Annotated in this window: 15 protein-coding genes; 9 read left to right on the top strand and 6 right to left on the bottom strand. The window is 58.1% G+C overall.

The window, feature by feature from the left end; genetic code table 11:
• Window positions 1–46: 46 nt before the first annotated feature.
• Window positions 47–271, bottom strand: a complete 225-nt coding sequence (locus AARI_RS11005; RefSeq protein WP_013349364.1) for a DUF7455 domain-containing protein — start codon at window positions 269–271, stop codon at window positions 47–49.
• A 221-nt stretch (window positions 272–492) separates the two neighbouring features.
• Between AARI_RS11005 and AARI_RS11000 the strand changes: the two genes are divergently transcribed.
• Window positions 493–2,601, top strand: a complete 2,109-nt coding sequence (locus AARI_RS11000; protein ID WP_013349363.1) for a DNA gyrase/topoisomerase IV subunit B — start codon at window positions 493–495, stop codon at window positions 2,599–2,601.
• A 70-nt stretch (window positions 2,602–2,671) separates the two neighbouring features.
• Here the strand turns inward: AARI_RS11000 and AARI_RS10995 are convergent, their stop codons facing one another.
• Together AARI_RS10995 and AARI_RS10990 are read right to left on the bottom strand one after the other, a co-directional pair.
• The gene (locus AARI_RS10995) at window positions 2,672–3,634 is read right to left on the bottom strand and encodes a M56 family metallopeptidase (protein ID WP_013349362.1); all 963 of its coding nucleotides are present in this window, start codon (window positions 3,632–3,634) and stop codon (window positions 2,672–2,674) included.
• Between the two features lie 23 nt (window positions 3,635–3,657).
• Entirely contained in the window at window positions 3,658–4,029 is a 372-nt protein-coding gene (locus AARI_RS10990; RefSeq protein ID WP_013349361.1) for a BlaI/MecI/CopY family transcriptional regulator, read from the bottom strand.
• Window positions 4,030–4,425: 396 nt separating this feature from the next.
• Between AARI_RS10990 and AARI_RS10985 the strand changes: the two genes are divergently transcribed.
• The 3 genes from AARI_RS10985 to cydC are packed head-to-tail and all read left to right on the top strand — an operon-like array spanning window position 4,426 to window position 10,419.
• Window positions 4,426–6,018 (top strand): cytochrome ubiquinol oxidase subunit I, encoded by a 1,593-nt coding sequence (locus AARI_RS10985; RefSeq protein ID WP_013349360.1) that lies wholly within the window; start codon window positions 4,426–4,428, stop codon window positions 6,016–6,018.
• Between the two features lie 25 nt (window positions 6,019–6,043).
• Window positions 6,044–7,069: a cytochrome d ubiquinol oxidase subunit II gene (cydB, locus tag AARI_RS10980; protein ID WP_013349359.1), complete on the top strand. Its 1,026-nt coding sequence runs from the start codon at window positions 6,044–6,046 to the stop codon at window positions 7,067–7,069.
• 26 nt (window positions 7,070–7,095) lie between these two features.
• A complete protein-coding gene (gene cydC, locus AARI_RS10975) occupies window positions 7,096–10,419 on the top strand; it encodes a thiol reductant ABC exporter subunit CydC (RefSeq protein WP_013349358.1) in 3,324 nt (1,107 codons plus the stop codon).
• A gap of 69 nt (window positions 10,420–10,488) precedes the next feature.
• Here the strand turns inward: cydC and AARI_RS10970 are convergent, their stop codons facing one another.
• Window positions 10,489–13,122 carry a DNA gyrase/topoisomerase IV subunit A gene (locus AARI_RS10970; RefSeq protein ID WP_013349357.1) on the bottom strand — a complete coding sequence of 878 codons (2,634 nt, stop codon included), beginning with the start codon at window positions 13,120–13,122 and terminating at the stop codon, window positions 10,489–10,491.
• A gap of 98 nt (window positions 13,123–13,220) precedes the next feature.
• On the opposite strand from AARI_RS10970, the gene AARI_RS10965 reads away from it, so the two are divergent.
• Genes AARI_RS10965 through AARI_RS10955 form a run of 3 tightly spaced genes read left to right on the top strand, consistent with a single transcriptional unit; the run spans window position 13,221 to window position 17,707 of the window.
• On the top strand, window positions 13,221–15,881 hold the full coding sequence (locus AARI_RS10965; protein ID WP_013349356.1) for a bifunctional acetate--CoA ligase family protein/GNAT family N-acetyltransferase: 2,661 nt from the start codon (window positions 13,221–13,223) through the stop codon (window positions 15,879–15,881).
• 51 nt (window positions 15,882–15,932) lie between these two features.
• A complete protein-coding gene (locus tag AARI_RS10960; RefSeq protein ID WP_013349355.1) occupies window positions 15,933–16,520 on the top strand; it encodes a DUF5998 family protein in 588 nt (195 codons plus the stop codon).
• Window positions 16,521–16,522: 2 nt separating this feature from the next.
• Window positions 16,523–17,707, top strand: a complete 1,185-nt coding sequence (locus AARI_RS10955) for an alkaline phosphatase family protein (RefSeq protein WP_013349354.1) — start codon at window positions 16,523–16,525, stop codon at window positions 17,705–17,707.
• Window positions 17,708–17,796: 89 nt separating this feature from the next.
• On the opposite strand, the gene sepH is transcribed toward AARI_RS10955, so the two are convergent.
• Window positions 17,797–18,864: a septation protein SepH gene (gene sepH, locus AARI_RS10950; protein ID WP_013349353.1), complete on the bottom strand. Its 1,068-nt coding sequence runs from the start codon at window positions 18,862–18,864 to the stop codon at window positions 17,797–17,799.
• Between the two features lie 262 nt (window positions 18,865–19,126).
• Between sepH and AARI_RS10945 the strand changes: the two genes are divergently transcribed.
• Window positions 19,127–19,426, top strand: coding sequence for a DUF4193 family protein (locus AARI_RS10945; protein WP_013349352.1), 300 nt, complete (start codon window positions 19,127–19,129; stop codon window positions 19,424–19,426).
• 91 nt (window positions 19,427–19,517) lie between these two features.
• Here the strand turns inward: AARI_RS10945 and AARI_RS10940 are convergent, their stop codons facing one another.
• Window positions 19,518–20,051, bottom strand: coding sequence for a DUF3093 domain-containing protein (locus AARI_RS10940; RefSeq protein ID WP_013349351.1), 534 nt, complete (start codon window positions 20,049–20,051; stop codon window positions 19,518–19,520).
• Window positions 20,052–20,192: 141 nt separating this feature from the next.
• Between AARI_RS10940 and dut the strand changes: the two genes are divergently transcribed.
• Window positions 20,193–20,651 (top strand): dUTP diphosphatase, encoded by a 459-nt coding sequence (gene dut, locus AARI_RS10935; RefSeq protein ID WP_013349350.1) that lies wholly within the window; start codon window positions 20,193–20,195, stop codon window positions 20,649–20,651.
• Window positions 20,652–20,680: the final 29 nt, after the last annotated feature.

Raw genomic sequence — 20,680 nt, 5'->3', positions numbered from 1 at the left:
CCAGGATCATTGGGTCACCTTCTGGTATTAGTGGTTGGTCACGAGCTTAGTCGTTGACGTCCACCTTTGGCTTTTCGTAGAGTCGCGAGGATTCATCCTGCCATACCGACGTCTGCGGACGCAGTTTGGGTTCTACATCGCGGGCGTGGTGAGCGCAGAAGAGCAGCTCACCGCCTGTCGAAGCCAGCACGGCTCGCACGTAGGCCTGTGCGCCGCAGCGGTCGCACCGGTCGAGGGCGTTCAGTTCACGACTAGCGGTCGTAGTAGTCATTGCCAGCCTCCTAAAGTTGATGGTTACTCTATACAACCAGCTTGGGCTCTGACTTTATCCCGAATTGCCCCTGCTTTCGCTGACCGCGTAGCGCATGTGGATAAGCTCATATGAACCGAACATGCTTGGCGGCACCGGAAAATGGCGGGTATTCGAACACAGTAACGATTAGAATGAGAACTACGACGTTCATTGACATCCAGGTAGGAGACAACAGCTCAGTGGCTTCATCCGACAATTACAGCGCCCGGCACCTTTCGGTCTTGGAAGGCTTGGAAGCGGTTCGCAAGCGCCCAGGCATGTACATCGGTTCCACCGACTCCCGTGGCTTGATGCACTGCCTCTGGGAAATTATCGATAACTCCGTTGATGAGGCGCTTGGCGGTTTCGGGCAGGCGATCGACGTCATCTTGCACTCGGATGGTTCAGTCGAGGTCCAGGACGACGGACGTGGCATCCCAGTTGACCTCGAACCCAAGACTGGGCTGAGCGGACTGGAAGTGGTCTTCACCAAGCTGCACGCCGGCGGCAAGTTCGGAGGCGGCTCCTACAGTGCTTCTGGTGGTCTGCACGGTGTTGGTGCATCGGTGGTCAACGCACTGTCTGCGCGTTTGGATGTCGAAGTTGACCGTGGCGGTAAAACATACGGCCTGCAGTTCCGCCGTGGCGAGCCAGGCAAGTTCACCGACAAGGGACGGAAGAAGGCTGACGCGCCGTTCAAGGCCCACGTGACTGCGACGCCTCCGGGAATCATCGGTAAGGCCAAGCGTGGAGTGACCGGTACGCGTATTCGCTACTGGGCGGATAACCATATCTTCACCCCGGAAGCAAAGTTCTCCTATTCGGATTTGCAAGACCGCGCCCGACAAACCTCTTTTTTGGTTCCCGGGCTGCGTATTACCCTGCGCGATGAACGAGGATTGCCAGATACACCGGGTGCCGAAGGCCCGCATGAGGAAGTCTTCCAGCATGATGGCGGCATCAGCGAATTCGTTGACTATCTGAGCAGCGACTCGCCAGTCACCGATATCTGGCGTTTTCAAGGCAGTGGTTCTTTCCATGAGAAGGTTCCGGTAATTGACGGCAACGGCCGTAGCCACATTGAAGACGTGCAGCGTGTGTGTGAAGTCGATGTCGCCTTGCGCTGGGGGATTGGCTACGAGACCTCGCTTCGCAGCTTCGTCAATATCATCGCCACTCCTAAGGGCGGTACGCATACGGCTGGCTTCGAGCAAGCGATGCTCAAATCCTTCCGCAAAAACGTAGAAGCTAATGCGCGCAAGCTCAAATTCGGCCAGAAAGACAAGCTTGAGAAGGACGACGTATTAGCGGGCATGACTGCTGTGCTGACGGTCCGGCTGGCTGAGCCGCAATTCGAAGGCCAGACCAAGGAAATTCTGGGTACCCCGCAGGTTCGCCAAATTGTCTCCAAGGTACTGGAGAAGGCGCTCAATGAGCGCCTGGGATCCAATAAGCGCAATGAAAAGGCTGAAGCCTCGACGCTGATGGAGAAAGTCGTCAACGAGATGAAGTCTCGTGTTTCGGCTCGCATGCATAAGGAAACCCAGCGCCGCAAGACCGCCTTGGAATCTTCCTCCTTGCCAACCAAATTGCTTGATTGCCGGAGCAAAGAGGTTGGAAAGTCCGAATTGTTCATTGTCGAGGGCGACAGTGCATTGGGAACTGCCCGTCTGGCGCGCTCAAGCGAGCACCAGGCGCTGCTGCCGATCCGCGGCAAGATCCTGAATGTGCAGAAGGCCTCGATCTCCGACATGCTCTCGAATGCAGAGTGCGCTGCGATGATCCAGGTCATTGGTGCAGGTTCGGGTCGCAGTTTCGATATCGAGCAAGCGCGTTATGGCAAGATCATTTTAATGACCGATGCTGACGTGGATGGTGCGCATATCCGTACTCTGCTGCTGACGTTGTTCTACCGCTACATGCGTCCAATGATTGAGCACGGTCGCGTTTACGCCGCAGTTCCTCCGTTGCACCGAATTGAGGTGATTAACGCAGGCTCCAAGCAGAACGAGGTGATTTACACCTATTCTGAGGCGGAGATGACCAAGTTGCTGGCCACCTTGGAGAAGGAAGGGCGACGCTACAAGGAGCCGATCCAGCGTTACAAGGGCCTGGGTGAAATGGACGCAGACCAGCTGGCTGAAACCACGATGGATCCGCGCCATCGCATGCTCAGGCGAGTTGGCATCGAGCATGCCCAAGCTGCCGAGGAAGTATTCGACCTGCTCATGGGATCGGATGTTGCCCCACGTAAGAAGTTCATCATCGACGGGGCCGACGATCTTGAACGCGATCGCATCGACGTCTAAGAGTAGTTAAACAGTGAAGTCCATGAACCTGAGCAGGTTCATGGACTTCACTCTTTGCGTTAAGCCGGACTCACCAAGCTAGCAGCCGGGGCGCAATGAGCAAGACCGTGGGGCAGATCAGCAGCATGATGGTGCTCAACAGGACTACGACCCGTTGAGGGCGTCCCAGGGGTTCTTGCGGGGAGAGTAGGCGTTGGAGCCGGCGGGAAGAGACTTCACCATCTGGCATGCCAACGAGGCCCGCGTTGGAGGAATGATTCTTGGATGATGAATCATCGGTTGCCGCAGCGGTCGCGACAGTGACGATAGCTTTGAGCAGCGTGTGCCTGGTGACGTTCTCCAGTGCTTTGTCATCGGCCAGCATTTCAATTAGTTGCCGCACCGCATCCAGGGCGAGCCGAGAGGTGGGCAGCCAAGGCAGAGCTTCATTCCACGCAGTGAATGCCAAGATCAGCAGGTCATGGCGTTGCTCCAAATGAGAACGCTCATGGGCAATAACTGCCTGTTGTTCTTGGTCTGAAAGCTGGGTGAGCAGTCCGCGTGATAATACGGTCACCGACTGCGAGATGCCAGGCACGCAGTACGCTACCGGCATGTCGTGATCGATCACCAGAGTGTTCGGACGGGTTTCTGAGGGGTTGCTCAACAGGCGAAGCAGCTGCCGGTGTTTGGCGCGTTGGCGGGAGGTACGCCACGCAGCAAGGATCAGGGTCGAGACCAGATGGAATCCGAACAGCAGTGCAGCGCTCAAAGCGAACAGGTGCACCACCCCGGGATACGGAACATCTGGGGCCCCGGTTAACAAGAGCCAGCCGCCATGCAGTGCGGAGATGAGGTCATCGCCTAGGGGAGCCAAGCCCCAGACGAGCATCGAACCGATCATTGACAGGCCACCGCCTAATGCGATGGCTTGCCAGAGGAGTACCGCTTGTACAGGTGCACGCGCGGTCCATTTGGCCTTGGATAAAGCCAACGGCGTCGGCCACGCCAATGCGATAGCCAACGCCGCTAGGAAATATGAGGTGAGAAGCACTCAGTCCCCGAAGTTCATCTAAATTATGCGGACTTTACAGAGTCCAAGATAGCACGGAGAGATGCTGCTTCGTCCTGTGAAATGCCACCGATGAATCGTGCCAGGACTGCTTCGCGATCCTGGGCGGTACCCAGTGCATCGTTGAGCAGGCCCACGGTGTGATCCTCACGGGAGGATGAAGCCGCGTATCGGTGAGGGCGCGTAGTGCGCTCGCGCTCTACCAGGCCCTTCTTTTCGAGACGGGCTAACACAGTCAGCACCGTAGTTACTGCGAGTTCTTTCGCATCGGTGCCAAGCGCCGCCAAGTCATCACGAAGGTCATTCGCGGTGAGTGGTTCTGCGGAATCCCACAGAAGATCCATGACGGAGCGTTCCAGATCGCCAAGGCTGGCCACTAGGTCGTACCTCACTTGCATTAGTTTTGACGCTGTTGTTTGACTCGCTGAGTGCAAACATACTGCTTGGGTTCTTAAGTGTAGCTATCTTTCAAAAATATTTCTACGGCATGTAAAACAGATGGGTGAGTACATGCTTTATCTAAACGGGCGTTGAATTTGAGATCTGCGAAGCTAATCTAGTTGACTTGGGTTTTTTAAGAACCGTAGACACGACCCTGTAAATAGGCTTAGGATTCTCTTTCGCGCGTGCCTCATCGGAATTTTGCCAGTGACGAACCAGGCTCACCTTCAATTTCTACATGCTGTCGAAATCATCTATAGTGGCAATGGAACTAATTTCTACGAAACGTAGAAATGCGATCGAACTTCTATTCCACGACAGTTGAGGAATCCATGGATGCTTTAGAGATTGCCCGTTGGCAATTCGGCATTACGACGGTCTACCACTTCCTGATGGTGCCCCTGACCATTGGACTTGGCCTGACAGTGGCCACGCTACAAACCATGTGGCATCGCACCGGCAACGAGCATTGGCTGCGGATGACAAAATTCTGGGGCAAGCTTTTTCTCATTAACTTCATCATGGGCGTAGCCACGGGCATCGTCCAAGAATTCCAATTCGGCATGGCCTGGAGCGAATACAGCCGCTATGTAGGAGACGTCTTCGGCGCTCCACTGGCCATGGAAGCGCTGCTGGCGTTCTTCGTAGAATCCACCTTCCTGGGACTGTGGATCTTTGGCTGGAAGAAACTACCTAAGCGCATCCACCTGGCAACCATCTGGTGCGCTTCTTTGGCCACCATCCTTTCGGCCTACTTCATCTTGGTCGCCAACTCATGGATGCAGCACCCAGTCGGCACAAAAATCGTCGACGGCCGCGCAGTGATGACCGACGCTTGGGCGGTATTCACCAACAACACCGCACTGGTGACCTTTCCGCACACCATCTTCGGCGCTTTCGCAGTAGCCGGAGGATTCCTGCTGGGCATCTCCTGGTTCCACCTCTATCGCCGCCGCAGTGAAGGCATCGACACCGTCGACGCCAATGGACGTGTTGTCGTGGGCGAAGACTTGAGCAGAGGCAAGAGCCGCGACAAGGTGGACTACCAAGTCTGGATCAAATCCCTGCGCATCGGCGCAGCAGTCGCCATGGTCGCGTTCCTCGGAGTCGCCCTGAGTGGCCACGAGCAGGCCAAGCTCATGTTCGAGCAACAGCCGATGAAAATGGCTGCAGCAGAAGCTGCCTGCCACGACGGAACCGGGTTCTCGGTGTTGTCCTTGGGGGACATCACGGCACAAGGAGCTACCAACTGCGACAACGTCGTAGCGGTCTTTGAAATCCCCGGCATCCTCTCCTACCTGGCCAACGGAGATTTCACCACGGAGATCAAGGGCGTGAACACCCTGATTCCGGAGTACCAAGAAAAATACGGAAAGTACTACCCGAACGATGAAGCGTTTGGCCAGTACGCCGGCCAAGAAATCAATTACCTGCCGGTGATGGAAGTAACCTATTGGGGCTTCCGCATGATGATCACCCTCGGCGGGCTCTCAGCCCTAGCCGCTGGCATCGCGCTATGGGTAACCCGCAAGGGGACCGTCCCGCACAGCAAGTGGCTCTCACGCATTGCGCTGCTGAGCATTGCGGCGCCGTTCGGTGCGAATGCCACCGGCTGGATCTTCACCGAAATGGGCCGGCAACCGTTCACCGTTGTCCCCAATCCGCAGATGGGCGGCGTGGACCAGGTGTTCATGTATACCGCAGCATCAGTCTCACCGACTGTCACCGCAGGAGAACTGTTGTTCTCGCTGATCACACTCACCGCCATCTACGGCGTACTGCTGGTCGTCGAGCTGGTACTGCTCGCCCGCTACATCCGTGGTGGTGTTGCATCAGCCATGCCAGAGCTTGAAGCGGAGCATGAGCATGCAAACGGTCCCAAGGACCCATCTGATGATGACGACGTGCTGGCTTTCGCCTACTAGCGATACGGACTAAGGAGAAATATCAATGGATTGGCTTCCTACACTCTGGTTCATCGTGATTGCGGTGCTCTGGTGCGGTTACTTGTTCCTCGAAGGCTTTGACCTTGGAGTTGGCATGCTCATCGGACTTGGCGGTTCCACCGAGAAACGCAAGCGACTGCTGCTGAACACCATCGGCCCGGTCTGGGACGGCAATGAGGTCTGGCTGCTCACCGCCGGCGGAGCGACCTTCGCCGCGTTCCCACACTGGTACGCGTCGCTGTTCTCAGCCCTGTACATTCCACTGACCATAGTGCTCGTGGCACTGATTTTCCGAGCCGTCGCGATCGAATACCGCGGAAAAGCCATCACCGCGCCAACCCGGAAAGCCTGGGATCTGGCCTTGGGACTGGGCTCCTTGGTGGCTGCCTTCGGCGTGGGCGCGATGCTGGCGCTAACCACCTTGGGCTTGCCGCTGAATGAAAATGGAGACCGCATCGGCGGGCCTTTCGCGTGGCTTAACTGGCAAGCGATCCTCGGCGGCACAGCAGTGGTTGCATTCTGCTGGATCCACGCCTTGGCTTTCCTCCGGCTGAAAACCGATGGAAAGGTCCGCCACCAAGCAGGAAAGCTGGTTGGCCGCTGGCTGCCGCTAGCAATCCTGCCGTTGGTTGCATGGGCGCTGCTGGTCCTGCTGGACAACGATTCCGCGATTGCCTGGGCAGTGATGGGGGTAGCGGTCATCAGCCTGCTCGTTTCCATGATGACCGGTCGTGCCGGACGCGAAGGAATCTCCTTCATCGCCTTGGGCATCACCTTGCTGGCCGGCGTTGCCGCCATCTTCACCGCTGCCTACCCGGTCGTACTGCCCTCAAGCATCGACCCGGCCTTCGACCTGACCGTGGCCAATGCGTCGAGCAGCAGCTACACCTTGAAGCTGATGAGCATCGTTGCAGCCTTCGGTGTTCCGCTGGTCTTGGCCTACCAATCCTGGAGCTACTGGGTCTTCCGCAAGCGCTTGCGTGAAGAGCACATCCCCGAGACCCACCGCGTGGTCTCGATTATCAAGTAACTGCCATTTCAACCGAAAGAGTAGCTATGCCAGCCCCACGCTTTCTTCCCAGTGAACTAATCACGTCGAGGCAATTCATTGTCCTGGCCGCGTTCAGCGCGTTGAAAGTCGTGGGGCTGATCATGGTCGCCTACGCCTTGGGACTATGGATCGCCACTATGGCAACCGCGGGCGAGAATGACCGGCAACTGCTGGGGCTGGCAGTGATCGGAGCGGTCCTTCGAGCCCTGAGCGCATGGGGATTGAACGCTGGAGCCCGTCGCATGGGTCTAGGCGCCAAGGAACGGCTGCGCCTGAATCTCGTGCGAAACCAGGCAACCCAACCAACTATCGCGCCTGCCGCCAAGCAGCAGTCCATCCCGGTCATCGCGACCCTAGCCAGCCACGGCCTGGAAAAGCTCGATGATTACTTCACCAAATTCATTCCTGCGCTCATCGGTGCACTGGCCGTGCCTGTCCTGCTCGGGCTCTACATACTCCAACTGGACTGGATCAGCGCGGTAGTCCTGCTGCTGACCATTCCATTGATCCCGGTGTTCATGGCCCTGATTGGGATGCACACCCAAGACACCTTGAACGAATCCCAGGCCACCTTGGACCAGCTGGCCCACCAGCTCTACGAACTGGCCCAAGGCCTTCCGGCACTGTTGGGGTTGGGACGAGCACGGGCCCACGGCAACGCGATCGCCGCAGTGAGCAATAGATACCGCCAAGCCACCATGGCCAACCTCAAAACCGTATTCATGTCCAGCTTCTGGCTGGAACTGATTGCCACCCTCGCCGTAGCTGTCCTCGCGGTAATGATCGGTGTGCGCCTGGTGGGCGGAAATATGGATCTGGCCGCCGGGCTGACCATCTTGATCTTGGCTCCTGAGCTCTTCTCAGCACTGCGCGAAGTAGGTTCGGCCTATCACGCGGCCGATGACGGACTGGCTGCCTACCAAAAGTACACGGCCATCACCACCGGCAAACCGGGCCGCCAGCTGCGCAGCACTACCGCCACAAACCCGCAAAACATCCTCGAAATCTCCGACCTGCAGTTCAGCTACGACGGACTGAACCCCATTCACCAAACCGTCAACCTCACGCTCGCGGCTGGCGAACACCGAGTGCTCTCCACTCCCAGCGGCACAGGCAAGAGCACGCTGCTCACCTTGATCGCCGAAGCTCACAGCAGTGACAACAGCTTCAATCCGGAACTGGCCAGCGGGCGCATCTTCGTTGCCAACCAACTGGCCACCATCAGCCAGCATCCGCAATTCAACGCCGCCACCGGCTGGTTGCAATTAGACCAGGACGCCCCGGCGGCCCCGGCAGAACTGCGCCAGCAGCTCAGCGCCCGGCTTGGAATGGAGCCAATGCTCAACCGGCCAATTGGAGAATACTCTCCAGGGGAACTGCGACGCTTGGAGGTGATGCGTGCACTGCTGAGGATTCACAGCGACGCCGGCTGCACCTTGCTGCTTGCCGACGAGCCAACCGCGCACCTCGATGAGCGCAACGCCCAGCAAGTACGTGAACTGCTCGAAGAGCTTCCATCCCGCTGCGCACTGCTGATTGCCAGCCACGACCCTGCCATCAGCCAAGGCCATCACACGCGCACAACCCCGCTCGAGGTGAACAACGGTTTGTCCGCCCCCCAGGCAGCTGGGGAACTACAAGAGCCAGAAGCCGTTGCTGCAGGGGTAAAAGAACCGCGAAGTGAGAAGTTCAACCCGCTGCGCGAACTGCTCGTAGGATACAAGGCTTCACCCAAGGCCCTGCTCTGGGGAAGTACCAGCGTGCTGTGTGCTGTGGCGCTGGCGGCTCTCAGTGGCTGGCTGATCGTGGAATCCAGCTACCAGCCGGCCATCTTGCACCTGACCGTAGCCTTCGTCATGGTCCGTACCCTGGGCATCGGACGAGCCGTTTTCCGCTATTTAGAACAACTAGCGATCCACGACGCGGTGCTCGCTTACGCTACAGACCTGCGCGAGAAGATGTGGAACGCGATGGTTTCCAACCCTGCGCGCTGGGGCCTGCTAAGCCGTTCCTCGGTAATCCTGCGGTACTTGCTTGCTGAAGTAGATGAACTGCGCGACCTGTTGGCCCGCGTGCTCTTTCCACCCCTGCAAGGCATCGTGGTGTGGGTAGCAGCGGCAGTGACCTTGTACTTCATCCAGCCAGAATTCGGATACTTGGCCATGGCGGCGGCCCTTGTGCTGGCCTTCCCCGTGCGTTGGCTCGTGCAGCGTATTGAAGGCGAGCACCTCGTGCACCAGCTGCGCCACCGCATGCAGATGAACCAAAGCGCCCTAGGAATCCTGCGGCATAAGTTGGCATTGCGCAGTAACCAGCGGTTGGAAAATGTCATCGGCCAGTTCCATGAAGCCGAAACGCTCAATACCCAGCGCGCTCGCCGGCATGCACTGGGACAGGGAAGCGCCACCGCACTGGCTACCTTGATCAGCGTGCTGCTGGCTATAGCGATCACTGCGCTCTCGCACAGCAGCGCATCCTTCACCGCGCTCGCCGTACTCCTATCCCTGGCCTTGGGGGAGAGCGCCGGCAATGCGCTGCTGGCCCTGCAACAAGGGCGTGCCTTGAAGGAACTATCGGCGAAACTGGCCGAACGCGGCATGCAAAGCCAGGATCTGCCAGCTACACGCGAGCATCCGCTGGACCAAGGTTCCAAGATTGTCGGATTCGAGCTGGATTCGCTGAGCCTGGGCTACGAACAGGGAACAACGGTCGTGGCCGAGTTGAGTGCGCACATCCCGGCATCCCAATGGACCGCGATCACCGGCCCGTCGGGATCCGGCAAATCAACGCTGCTCACGGCCTTGCTCGGTGCCTTGCCTGCACAAGGCGGTGCACTAAGAGGTATTGATGCGGATGGAAACCTGGTAGAGATGGAACAGGCGGACTTGTCATCGGTTGCCTGGTGCCCGCAAGAAGCGCACCTCTTCGACTCGACGATCAGGCGGAACCTGATGCTGGCCGTGGCCCAGGAGCAGAATTGCACCGACGCAGAACTGCACCGCGTTTTGGAGCAAGTCGGCCTGGCGAAATGGTTCGCCCAACAGCCTGCAGGCCTTGAGTCCCGGATCGGTTCCGGGGGACACCAGCTCTCTGGCGGACAGCGGTGCAAACTCGCCGTAGCCCGCGCCATACTCGGCGGCCACCAGATCATCTTGCTCGATGAACCAACAGCCCACCTAGGCGAAGATGAAGCTGGCGAGCTGATCTCCACTTTGCATCAAGCGCTGGCAGACCGTACCGTCGTGCTGATCACCCACGATCAGAACCTGGCCGGACAGTGTGCTTACCGAATTGATCTGGGCGCGCGGAAGCTTAAGGCCAACGCATAAGACTGTGGCGTCGTTGCTACCCGCATAACGGGTTGCAACGACGCCACATCAAATTTTGCCGCAATCGAGTTAGAGGATGACTCCGCCATCATCGAAAGGCAGGGTATCTTCACCTGGGGTGATGATGCGCGCTGGCTTTGGCGCACCTGCTTCCGGGGCAAAACCGTTCTGATCCACAGGATCCGAAGCATCTTCGGTACCCGGTGCTGCGGAGGAATCCACGCCGCCGGTGACCGTGCCTCCAATGATGTTGATGGACTGGGCCAACGGGGCACCAGAACCATCACGCTTGCCGTATTCGGTAGGCAGCGCACGCACAACACCAGCTGCGGAGCTGGCTCGCGCCGGCCCCTGGCCGGCATAGCCGAGCTGCAGATGATCTTCACCCTTGACGAAGCGATGCGCACGCACACCGGCGGTAGCTCGTCCCTTGACAGGGAACTCAGAGAAGTCAGTAAGCTTCACCGACTGCCCCGAAGTTCCCGGCAGAGTCTGGGAACCGGCGGCAATCGTGGCTACCACCGCCTGCTTGGAGCCACCAGGAACTACACCGAAGAAGATGACCTGGTCATCGGCGCCGAGCTTGATGCCGCTCATGCCCTGTCCGGTGCGACCCTGGGCGCGTACCACCGAAGCGCTGAACCGCAGCAGCTGAGCGTGCTTGGTAATGAATACCAGCTCATCGGCATCCTGGGCAGGTGTCGCGGCGACCACTACGTCCTTGTCCTTGAGCGTGATGGCTTCGAACTCATCACGGTTCAATGGGTAATCCGGGGTGACGCGCTTGACGACACCGTTCTTGGTGCCAATGGCGACGACCTGATTCAGCGGAACCAAAGCCGCCACGGTTTCGGCCTGTCCCAACTTGAGGAACTCAGCGATGGGCACGCCATGAGCCAGCTGCGGGAAACCGTGCGACTCGGGAAGCACCGGAACATCAATGAGCGAGATGCGCACAATCCGGCCGGTCGTAGTCAGTGCACCAATTTCACCGCGAGCGCTGGAAGCAACCTGCGAGGTGAGCACATCGTGCTTGATACGTGCCGCCGAGTGGTCCAAATCCGTTCGGTCCTGGGTGCGAGCGATCTGGCCTGTCGCCGAAAGCAGTACCCAGCATGGGGTGTCAGAAACTTCCATGGCCAGCTTGGCCTTTTTGCCGGTTCCAACTTCTTCAGGCAGTGCAGTGCCCTTCAGCGGTGCCAGCTGTGCAGACTTCAGCAACTTGGTGCGGCGCGGGGTGCCGAAGGTTTCGGCCATCTGGCCCAACTCATCGGAAACCAGATTGCGCAGCAGCTGATCGGATTCCAAAATAGCGCGCAGCTCTTCAATTTCCTTGCGCAGCTGTTCGGCTTCGGTTTCCAATTCCAGCTTGGAGTACTTGGTTAGCTGGCGCAGGCGCAGTTCCAGAATGTGGCTGGCCTGGGGTTCGCTGAGGTCGAAGACCGTCATCAGGCGTTCGCGAGCTTCAGCGGTCTGCTCCGAGGAACGGATGATGGCAATGACATCATCAATATCAACGATGGCGATGAGCAGGCCCTCAACCAGGTGCAAGCGATCTTCCCGCTTGGCCAGGCGGTGCGTGGTGCGTCGGCGTACGACATCCAGACGGTGGTCAACATATACGGTGAGCAGCTCGCGCAGACCCATGGTGCGTGGCTGGCCGTTGACCAGTGCGACGTTGTTGATGCCGAAGGAATCTTCCATCGGAGTGTACTTGTACAGGCTGGCAAGAACCGCGTTCGGATTGAACCCGTTCTTCAGTTCGATAACCAACTTCAAGCCGTGATGGCGGTCGGTAAGGTCAACGACATCGGAGATGCCGGAGATCTTCTTGTTATTGACGCCGTCCTTGATCTTTTCGATGACCTTTTCGGGGCCTACGCCGTAGGGAAGCTCGGTGACAACCAAGCCCGACTTGCGTGCCGAGATCTTTTCCAAAACCACGGTAGCGCGCGTGCGGAACAACCCGCGACCAGTGCGGTAGGCATCCTTGATTCCGTCCAAGCCGGTAACGCTGCCACCGGAAGGCAGGTCCGGGCCCGGGATGAACTTCATCAGTTCTTCGACGGTAGCTTCTGGGTCCACGAGCAGGTGCTGGGCCGCGGCGACAACTTCGCTCAAATTATGCGGAGCCATATTGGTGGCCATGCCCACGGCAATGCCGGTGGTGCCGTTGACCAGAAGGTTCGGGAAGGCTGAGGGCAGCACTTCTGGTTGCATGAACTGGTTGTCGTAGTTCGGGACGAAGTTCACCACGTCTTCATCCAGGTTCGCGGTCATGGCAACAGCAGATGCTGCCAATCGGGCCTCGGTGTAACGCGGGGCTGCCGGGCCATCGTCCAGGGAACCGAAGTTGCCGTGGCCATCGATCAGCGGCAGGCGCAGGGAGAAGTCCTGGGCCAAGCGGACCATGGCGTCATAGATAGCCGTATCGCCGTGGGGGTGTAGCTTGCCCATGACTTCGCCGACCACACGGGCGGACTTGACGTGGCCCTTTTCTGGGCGCAGTCCCATCTGTGCCATCTGGAACAGGATGCGTCGCTGTACCGGCTTCAAGCCGTCGCGCGCATCGGGCAGTGCACGAGAATAAATAACGGAGTAGGCGTACTCCAAGAAGGAGGATTCCATTTCATTGGTCACGTCGATATCGACGATATTTTCAACGAAATCCTCTGGAATCTCTTCAGACTTCTTACGAGCCATTACTCTGTTCGTCCTTCATTTACTGTCTTAGGGCCAGAACTGTCGATTCTTCGTGTTGCGTCTGGGCGCAACAGCAAAGTGCCGACTATCCTAAGCCTATGGTGGATCGTAAACTTTCGGCGGCATATCCGGCGCATTGGGAAGCAGATGTTGTGCTTCGCGACGGGACTACGGCGCACTTGCGGCCAATTACGCCGCAGGATGCACACGCGCTTCAGGAGATGCATAAGCATCAATCTGAGACCTCAGTCTACTTACGCTATTTTACGTACAAGTCGTCGCTGACCCCTAAAGAGCTGGAGCGGTTCACCAATGTCGACCATGTGAATCGTGTCGCCTTCACCGTGGTTCGCGGCTCTAAAATCATCGGCGTGGGCCGTTATGACCGCTTGGATGACCCGCTCGAGGCCGAGGTCGCCTTCAACGTGTCTGACGAATACCAGGGGACCGGTATCGGTTCGATCCTCTTGGAGCACTTGGCCGCGGCAGCCCGCGAAAACGACATTGAAAAGTTCTCGGCCGAGGTCTTGCCGGAGAACCGGAAGATGCTCACCGTTTTCTCCGATGCTGGATACGCGGTGGCGCGCCACTTTGAAGATGGCGTGGTCATGCTCGAATTTTCCATCAGTCCCACAGAGAAGTCCCGGGAAGTTACCGAGGCGCGCGAACATCGCGCCGAAGCCAGCAGCGTTGCCGGCCTGCTAGCTCCGAAGTCAGTTGCCGTTATTGGTGCCAGCCGCAGCTGGGGCAAGCTGGGGCACGATGTGCTGGAACAGATTATTGAAGCCGGCTACACCGGAGCCGTCTATGCGGTCAACGATGCTGCCTTGGAAGTTGGCGGGATGGTGGCCTACGGCAAGGTCACCGAAATTCCTGGCCCGGTGGATGTTGCTTTCCTGTGCATTCCACGGGACAGGGTCAACGACGCCATCAAGGACTGCGCAGCCCACGGAGTGAAATCGCTGGTGGTCATGACCAGCGGCTATGAAACTTCAGAAGGCTTGAGCGCTCAGCGCGAGCTGGTCTCGCTGGCCCGTGCCAACGGCATGCGCGTGGTGGGCCCAGGATCTGCTGGGCTGATAAATACCGACCCTCAAGTTAAGCTGCATGCCACCGGCAGCCAGCATATTCCAAAGGCCGGCAACGTCGGCTTCTTCACCCAGTCGGCAGCCATGGGAACCGTGATCCAGGGCGTTGCGCTGCAACAGGGCGTTGGCACGAGCAGCGCGATCTCCGCAGGTCTGCGTGCTGATGTTTCCGGCAACGACGCCATGCAATTCTTCGAAGATGATCCTCGGACCCACGTGGTCGCGTTGTACCTGGAATCTTTTGGTAACCCACGTAAGTTTGCGCGGATCGCGCGGCGTCTTGCCCGCAGCAAGCCAGTGATTGTGGCGAAAACCGATGTGATGGGCCGCCGCCTGCCACCGGGCCACTCGGTGCGGGTGGGCCAAGCAGCACCAGGGGCCATGAACGCAATCCTGCGCCAGTCCGGAGTGATACGGGTGAGGTCATCGGAAGAACTGCTGGATGTCACCTCGCTGCTCTCAGTTTTCCAGCCGCCCAAGGGGCCAAACGTTGCGGTCCTGTCCAACTCCTCAACGATCGCCGAGGTGGTCTGCGACGTAGCTGAGGACCGCAGCCTGAACACAATTGTTCAAACCGAAGTGCTGGACTACAGCATGGGCCAGTCCAAAGCGATTCCGCTGTTGCGCGCCCGGCTCAAGGAACTGGTGGAAAACCCAGAGATTCACAGCATCCTGCTGGCGCACCTGCCATACGACGAGCTGGATACCTCCGCAGTTTTGAAGGTCGCCAAAGAATTCAGCGATCAACCAAAACCTGTGGTGGCTCTGGTGCCAGGGCTGGCAGATTCCAAGATCTCTGGTGGCTTGAAGCAGGGAGTGCCGCTGTATACCTCGCCAACTACCGCCATCGGCGCTTTGGCCAAGGCCTATGGCTACCAGCAATGGGTTGATGTTCCTTATGATCCGATGAAGGACCCAGAAGGAATCGACATTGAAGGTGCTGCCCAATACCTGGACGAATTGGTGCAGAGCATCTCAGGGACGAACCTGCTGGAACTAAACGATGCACAGGTAGAGAAACTGCTGGAGTTCTACGGAATCAAGTTCCTCGCCCATCGAGTGGTGCACACCGCGCAAGAGGCCGTTGCCGCAGCCGAAGAATTTGGCTGGCCCGTCGCACTGAAAGCCAATGACCCTGACCTGCGTCAGCGACTGGATTTGGGCGGGGTGCGTTTGAGCATCCCCGATAAGAAGAGTTTGGAAGCGAACTTCACTCACATGAAGTCATTGATGGCTGCCTATGGGGTGGATTCCCTTGAAGTCCAAAGCATGGCCCCGGCAGGCCAGGCCTGCGTAGTCAAAGCAGTCGAAGATCCATTGCTTGGACCGGTAATTTCCTTCGGTCTCAGTGGCGACCCGGTGAATCTGCTCGATGACTGGGCCCACGGCGTGGCACCGTTCTCGACCCACGATCTGGAACAGCTTATCCGCCGTCCGCGCAGCAGCGTGCGGCTCTTCGGATATCAGGGATTGCCCGCGGTGGATTTGGAAGGGCTGAAGGACTTCATCACTCGCGTTTCACTTTTGAAGGACAACCACCCTGAAGTGACGGTTGCTAAATTTGCGCCAATCACCGTTGCCGCAAACTCATTGAGCGTACTGGCCGTGAACATTCAGATCAGCAATGCCGAGCAGCGTACCGATAGCGTGCGACGGGCCTTGCGCAACTGACCTAAATCGTTGAAACGTGAATTGCCTGTGGGGACTGAGTAGAATTGAACTATGAGCTCTCGAACGTATTCGACCACTCCTGGCGCTGAACTTCAGCATGATTTGGTCCGTGCGGGTTTTTATCCGCAGATGGTCCAAGACGTGCTGGCTGAAGCCATGATGGGTCAACCAGTGCTTGACCACTATGTACATTTGGAAACTCACTTCGACCATACCGAAGTGCACCGCCACATCACCGTCATGGTGATGAGCGAAAAAGTGTTATTCATCGTGCATGTTGATGACCAGCAGCTGGATGACCACGGCAAGGATGTCATGGCGCAGGTCTCTGTCGAAATGATTTCCTTGGCCCGCATCGCCTCCGTTGCCACGAGTTACGTTTACCACCAGCCGCAGCATTACTCGGCTGCCGACCCCGTCAAGGAATTGACCTTTGGCATGTCGTGGAATGGAACCAAGCGCATCGACCTGGCCCCAGCAGCCTGCGGGGACCCGCAGTGCGATGCAGACCATGGGCTTAACGGCACCTCGCAGCCGGAAGACTTGGTCATCCGGGTTAGCGCCGAGGCCGATGGCCAGCAGGCCGTGGACAAAGCCCGCGAATTCGCTGTCCGCCTGCGCCTGGCAACGATCGCCTAGGCATGCTCGAAGAAACGAAGCGCACTGACCTGCCAGTACCAGCCCAGAAAATCCCCGAAGCGCCCAAATACGGGCAGGCTACGCTTACGGAGATTCTTCCATCGGCAGCAGCCGCGATGGGGGTTCCCGGATTCGAGAACGTCCTAGGACTGGCCGAGACTAAGCGCGTCGCGCTGATTATGGTCGATGGGCTGGGTTGGAACCAGCTCAAGAGCCACCTGGGACATGCCCCATTCCTGCGCAGCCTTTTTGAAAAAGGACAGAAGCTAGGCACGGGTTTCCCTTCCACCACTGCGACCTCGCTAAGCAGTCTGGCCACAGGCCTGGCTCCCGGGCAGCACGGCATGGTGGGATATGACGTCATTGACCCGGCTAAGCGCCGGGTCGTCAACCAGCTCGGCGGATGGCCAGGGGACCTGGACCCTAAAACGTGGCAGACTCAGCCGACCGTCTTTGAAAAGATCGCCGAACACGGGATCCACGTGGCCACGGTGTCTATCCCGATGTTTGCAAAGTCGGCCTTGACCAGGGCTTCGCTTCGCGGACCGAAGTTCGTTCCAGCGAACCAGCCTGCTGCACGCGCTCGGGCCACCCGGACCATCTTCGAATCGCACCGCAATTCGCTGGTTTACACCTACTTCAATGAGTTGGATAAGACCGGCCATAAATTCGGTGTCGATTCGAGCCAATGGCGAGACACGCTTGAAGAGTTGGACTACATTATCAAGAACCTGGTCTCCAAGCTTCCTGAGGAAACGACGGTGCTCATCACTGGAGACCACGGGATGGTGGATATTCCTGCCTCCCAGCGCATCGACTACAGCGAGCAGCCCGAACTGGTTGAAGGTGTCGAGCTGACCAGTGGCGAGCCGCGCGGTGCTCAACTGACCTTCGATGCGCAGGCCGACGAAGCCTGCAAGCTGCGCGTGCGCGAGGCATGGCAGCGGGCTTATGGAACCAAGGCGTGGGTCATGAGCCGTGTGGAAGCCATTGAACGTGGTTACTTCGGGGAGATCACCCCGGAGCACGCAGCACGTCTGGGAGATCTGATGATCCTGGCTGCTGAGCCAATTGCCTTCTATGATGGACGCCGTGTGGCGCCGATGGCATTTGAAATGGTGGGACAGCACGGATCTCTTACCGCAGGGGAGCGGTTTATCCCGCTGCTGGTGCACCGCACCAAGTAGTACTCAACGCACCAAACACAAATAGGTATGGGAGCAACATTGAATCAATGTTGCTCCCATACCTATTTGTGTTCTACCTCGGCTGCGCCTTAGGAATCGGTGTCCTTCTTGCGCTTGCCGAACATGATGTCATCCCAGCTAGGAACCGAGGAACGCTTGGCCTTGCTGCGTGGAGCGGCGTCATCGCCCTGTTCAGCAGTCTTGTCCTCAGCACCGTTGGAATCTTCCTGGTCCTGATCGGTGACAACCACCAGCTGCGAGGTGCGCGCGGAGATGCCCTGCGGAAGATGCGGCAATGAATCCTCATCATCGGCATCGTACTTGCTCATGCCACGCTCGATGATCTCGTTGTAACGCGACTCGCGCTCGGAATCCTGCTCCTTGGGACGCTGACCGCGACGAGCGTTGAGCAAGGTGACCAGCTCTTCGGTCTCATCCGCTTCCGGAGTGCTGGAGGCAGCAGGGGACTCGTGTTCAGGCTGATTCAGCGCGGAGATCGGGCGAAAGTATTCGGGAGCGACCTGTTCGCTCAAAGTCTGCGCCCAACGGTTCAGGTTCTTCAAGGATTTGCGTGCCGGGGTAAATGCCCAACGCGCGACATTCGCTGAAGCCTCAGCCGATTCGGAGCCCAGGGACTCGACGTTTTCGGCGGGAAGCGGGGAATCGAACTGCACGGTGACGATCCACTGGCCTTCTGGATCCTTCCAAGCATTCCAGCGAGCCGACTCGGCATCGATATGGAGCTGATGCAGGCGGTGCATCACCATGGAGCCAAGATCAGCAGGCTCTTCACCGAAGACTTCACGGTACTCGGCATCCGTCTGCGGTCCGGAGACCTCGACGCGGCGGGCCAGCTCGGCGATGTGCTCGCGCTCGGCCAATACCGGGCCTTCGTATTTGACGATGTCCTCGACAGGGATGTCCCATTCGAGAGAGAGATCGTAGGCGGAAGCACCAGCGCGCACTCGCGCTTGAATTTCACGCGGCGAGTGGACCGAGGACTCCTCACGGTTCCTTGGAGCCCGCGAACGGGCGATTTCGGCCATTGCACTGCGCAGTGCATCATCAACGGGTAGCTCGAAGCTCATCCCGTCGTCACTGCTGACCTGCAGGCTGGAACCATTTTCATGAATCCCTACCAGTCTCAGCTGACGCATTTATACCCTCCACACGCTTTATTTCCTGTGTAAAACTTTGCCACCTCGAGGGCTGAATTCCTACCACCGCGCCGGGTGTGGCGCAAGATTAGTCATCAACCTCACGCAGTATTTTTCAGAACCGGCCGACCGTTGCTTAGTGTGGCGTGACCCGGGAATGGATTTGGCTGAAGAACGTTATACTTCTATGCCGGGATAAGTTTTCACCTTGTGAAGCGGCCGGTTGGGACGAAGACCTGCAGGAAAGAGCGAATAAACGATTATGGCAATTGAATCTGCTGCACCGGTAGCTATGTCAGAGGCGGATCGCGCCAAAGAAATCGCTCAGCTCAAGGCAGGCAAAACTGCAGCCATGGCCAATCTGATCGATGAGGCCGAGACGCCGCTAGCTGAAGAGTATGTGCTGCCCGGCGGAGAAGCAGCGCAAGAAGATGTGAGCATCGAAATCCTGCCGGAGCAGGTCGATGAGTTCACCTGCGTTTCCTGCTTCATGGTGCGCCACCGTACACAGCTGGCCCGTGAAGAAAATGGGCAAAAATTCTGCAGCGAGTGCGAAGGCTAGAAGAAACCTGCAACAGCACTAAATAATGATGGCGTCCTGGACCTTGCGGTCCTGGGCGCCATCATTGTGATGTGCGCAAAGCGGTACGGGGTTAGTCGTCGGAAGCGTCTTCTGCTTCTTCCAGCTTCGCTGCTTCGCTGATGCCTTCATCGGTGAATTCGTACATGACGCCGGACAGGGCTGCTGCCAGCTCTTCGGGGCGTCGGGTGGAGGTCAACCAGTAAGGAGTGGTGTCGCGCTCGTCAATGACTTCCATGCGCACTACGCCATCGATCCAGCCGCGCAACAGCATGTAGGCCAAGCCGTGAAGCTTCTGGCCGCGCTGCTTGAATCCTTCTTCACCGCGGTAACCGATGACTTCACCGATGTACTTGCGCTCGATGCTGGCTCGTCCCACGGTCACCAGATCGTTGGTGACTTCGATGGTCGGCACGCGCAAGAGGAAGACGACGACCAGGGAGATCAAGACAACGCCGCCGGCAACCCAGCCAACGATGGCGTTAACAGGCGCAAGGGCAACACCGGCGGTGATGGCGATGATGATGGGCCAAATCCAGGTGCTGGCAGATGGCCAAAGCTTTTCGCTGAACAGGACGGTTGAACCCTCTGGGCTGGAATTACTCATGGTTCCAAGTTTAGGCAATATTTCTTTGAATCATGACCTCGGTGCTGGTGGCAGGTGATTCCTAGGCGCGCGCGATAGAGTTAGGCACGAGAAAACTATCGAGTGACTATTTCACATAACTCCGGGGGACGACCTACACCGATGAGCGAACCATCAATTTCCGTTGCCATCAAGATGCTTGACCCCGACCTGCCGGTCCCAAGCTATGCCCACCCTTCCGATGCAGGTGCTGACTTGCACGCTCGTGAATCCTTGGTGCTTGAGCCCGGTGCTCGCGCGCTGATTCCAACGGGTATTGCCCTGGCCATTCCCCATGGCTATGTTGGCTTGGTGCACCCACGCAGCGGCTTGGCAGCCAAGCACGGTATTACCGTGGTGAACGCACCGGGTACTGTAGACGCTGGGTACCGAGGTGAGATCATGGTCACTTTGCTGAACACGGACAAGTCAGCAGCTTTCGAAGTCAACCGCGGCGACCGCATCGCCCAGTTGGTCATCCAGAAAGTTGAGCGGGCCGTGTTCATTGAAGCCGATTCGCTAGACGATAGCGCTCGTGGCACCGGGGGATTCGGCTCGACCGGCGGATTCAACTCCAAGTAAGTACCCTTGAGGGCAAGACAAGATTTTCT

This window comes from Glutamicibacter arilaitensis Re117 (assembly GCF_000197735.1).
In the GTDB taxonomy this organism is placed as follows: Bacteria; Actinomycetota; Actinomycetes; order Actinomycetales; family Micrococcaceae; genus Glutamicibacter; species Glutamicibacter arilaitensis.
Note: the sequence above shows the minus strand (reverse complement) of the source record. Positions and strands in the feature narration are given on the sequence as shown.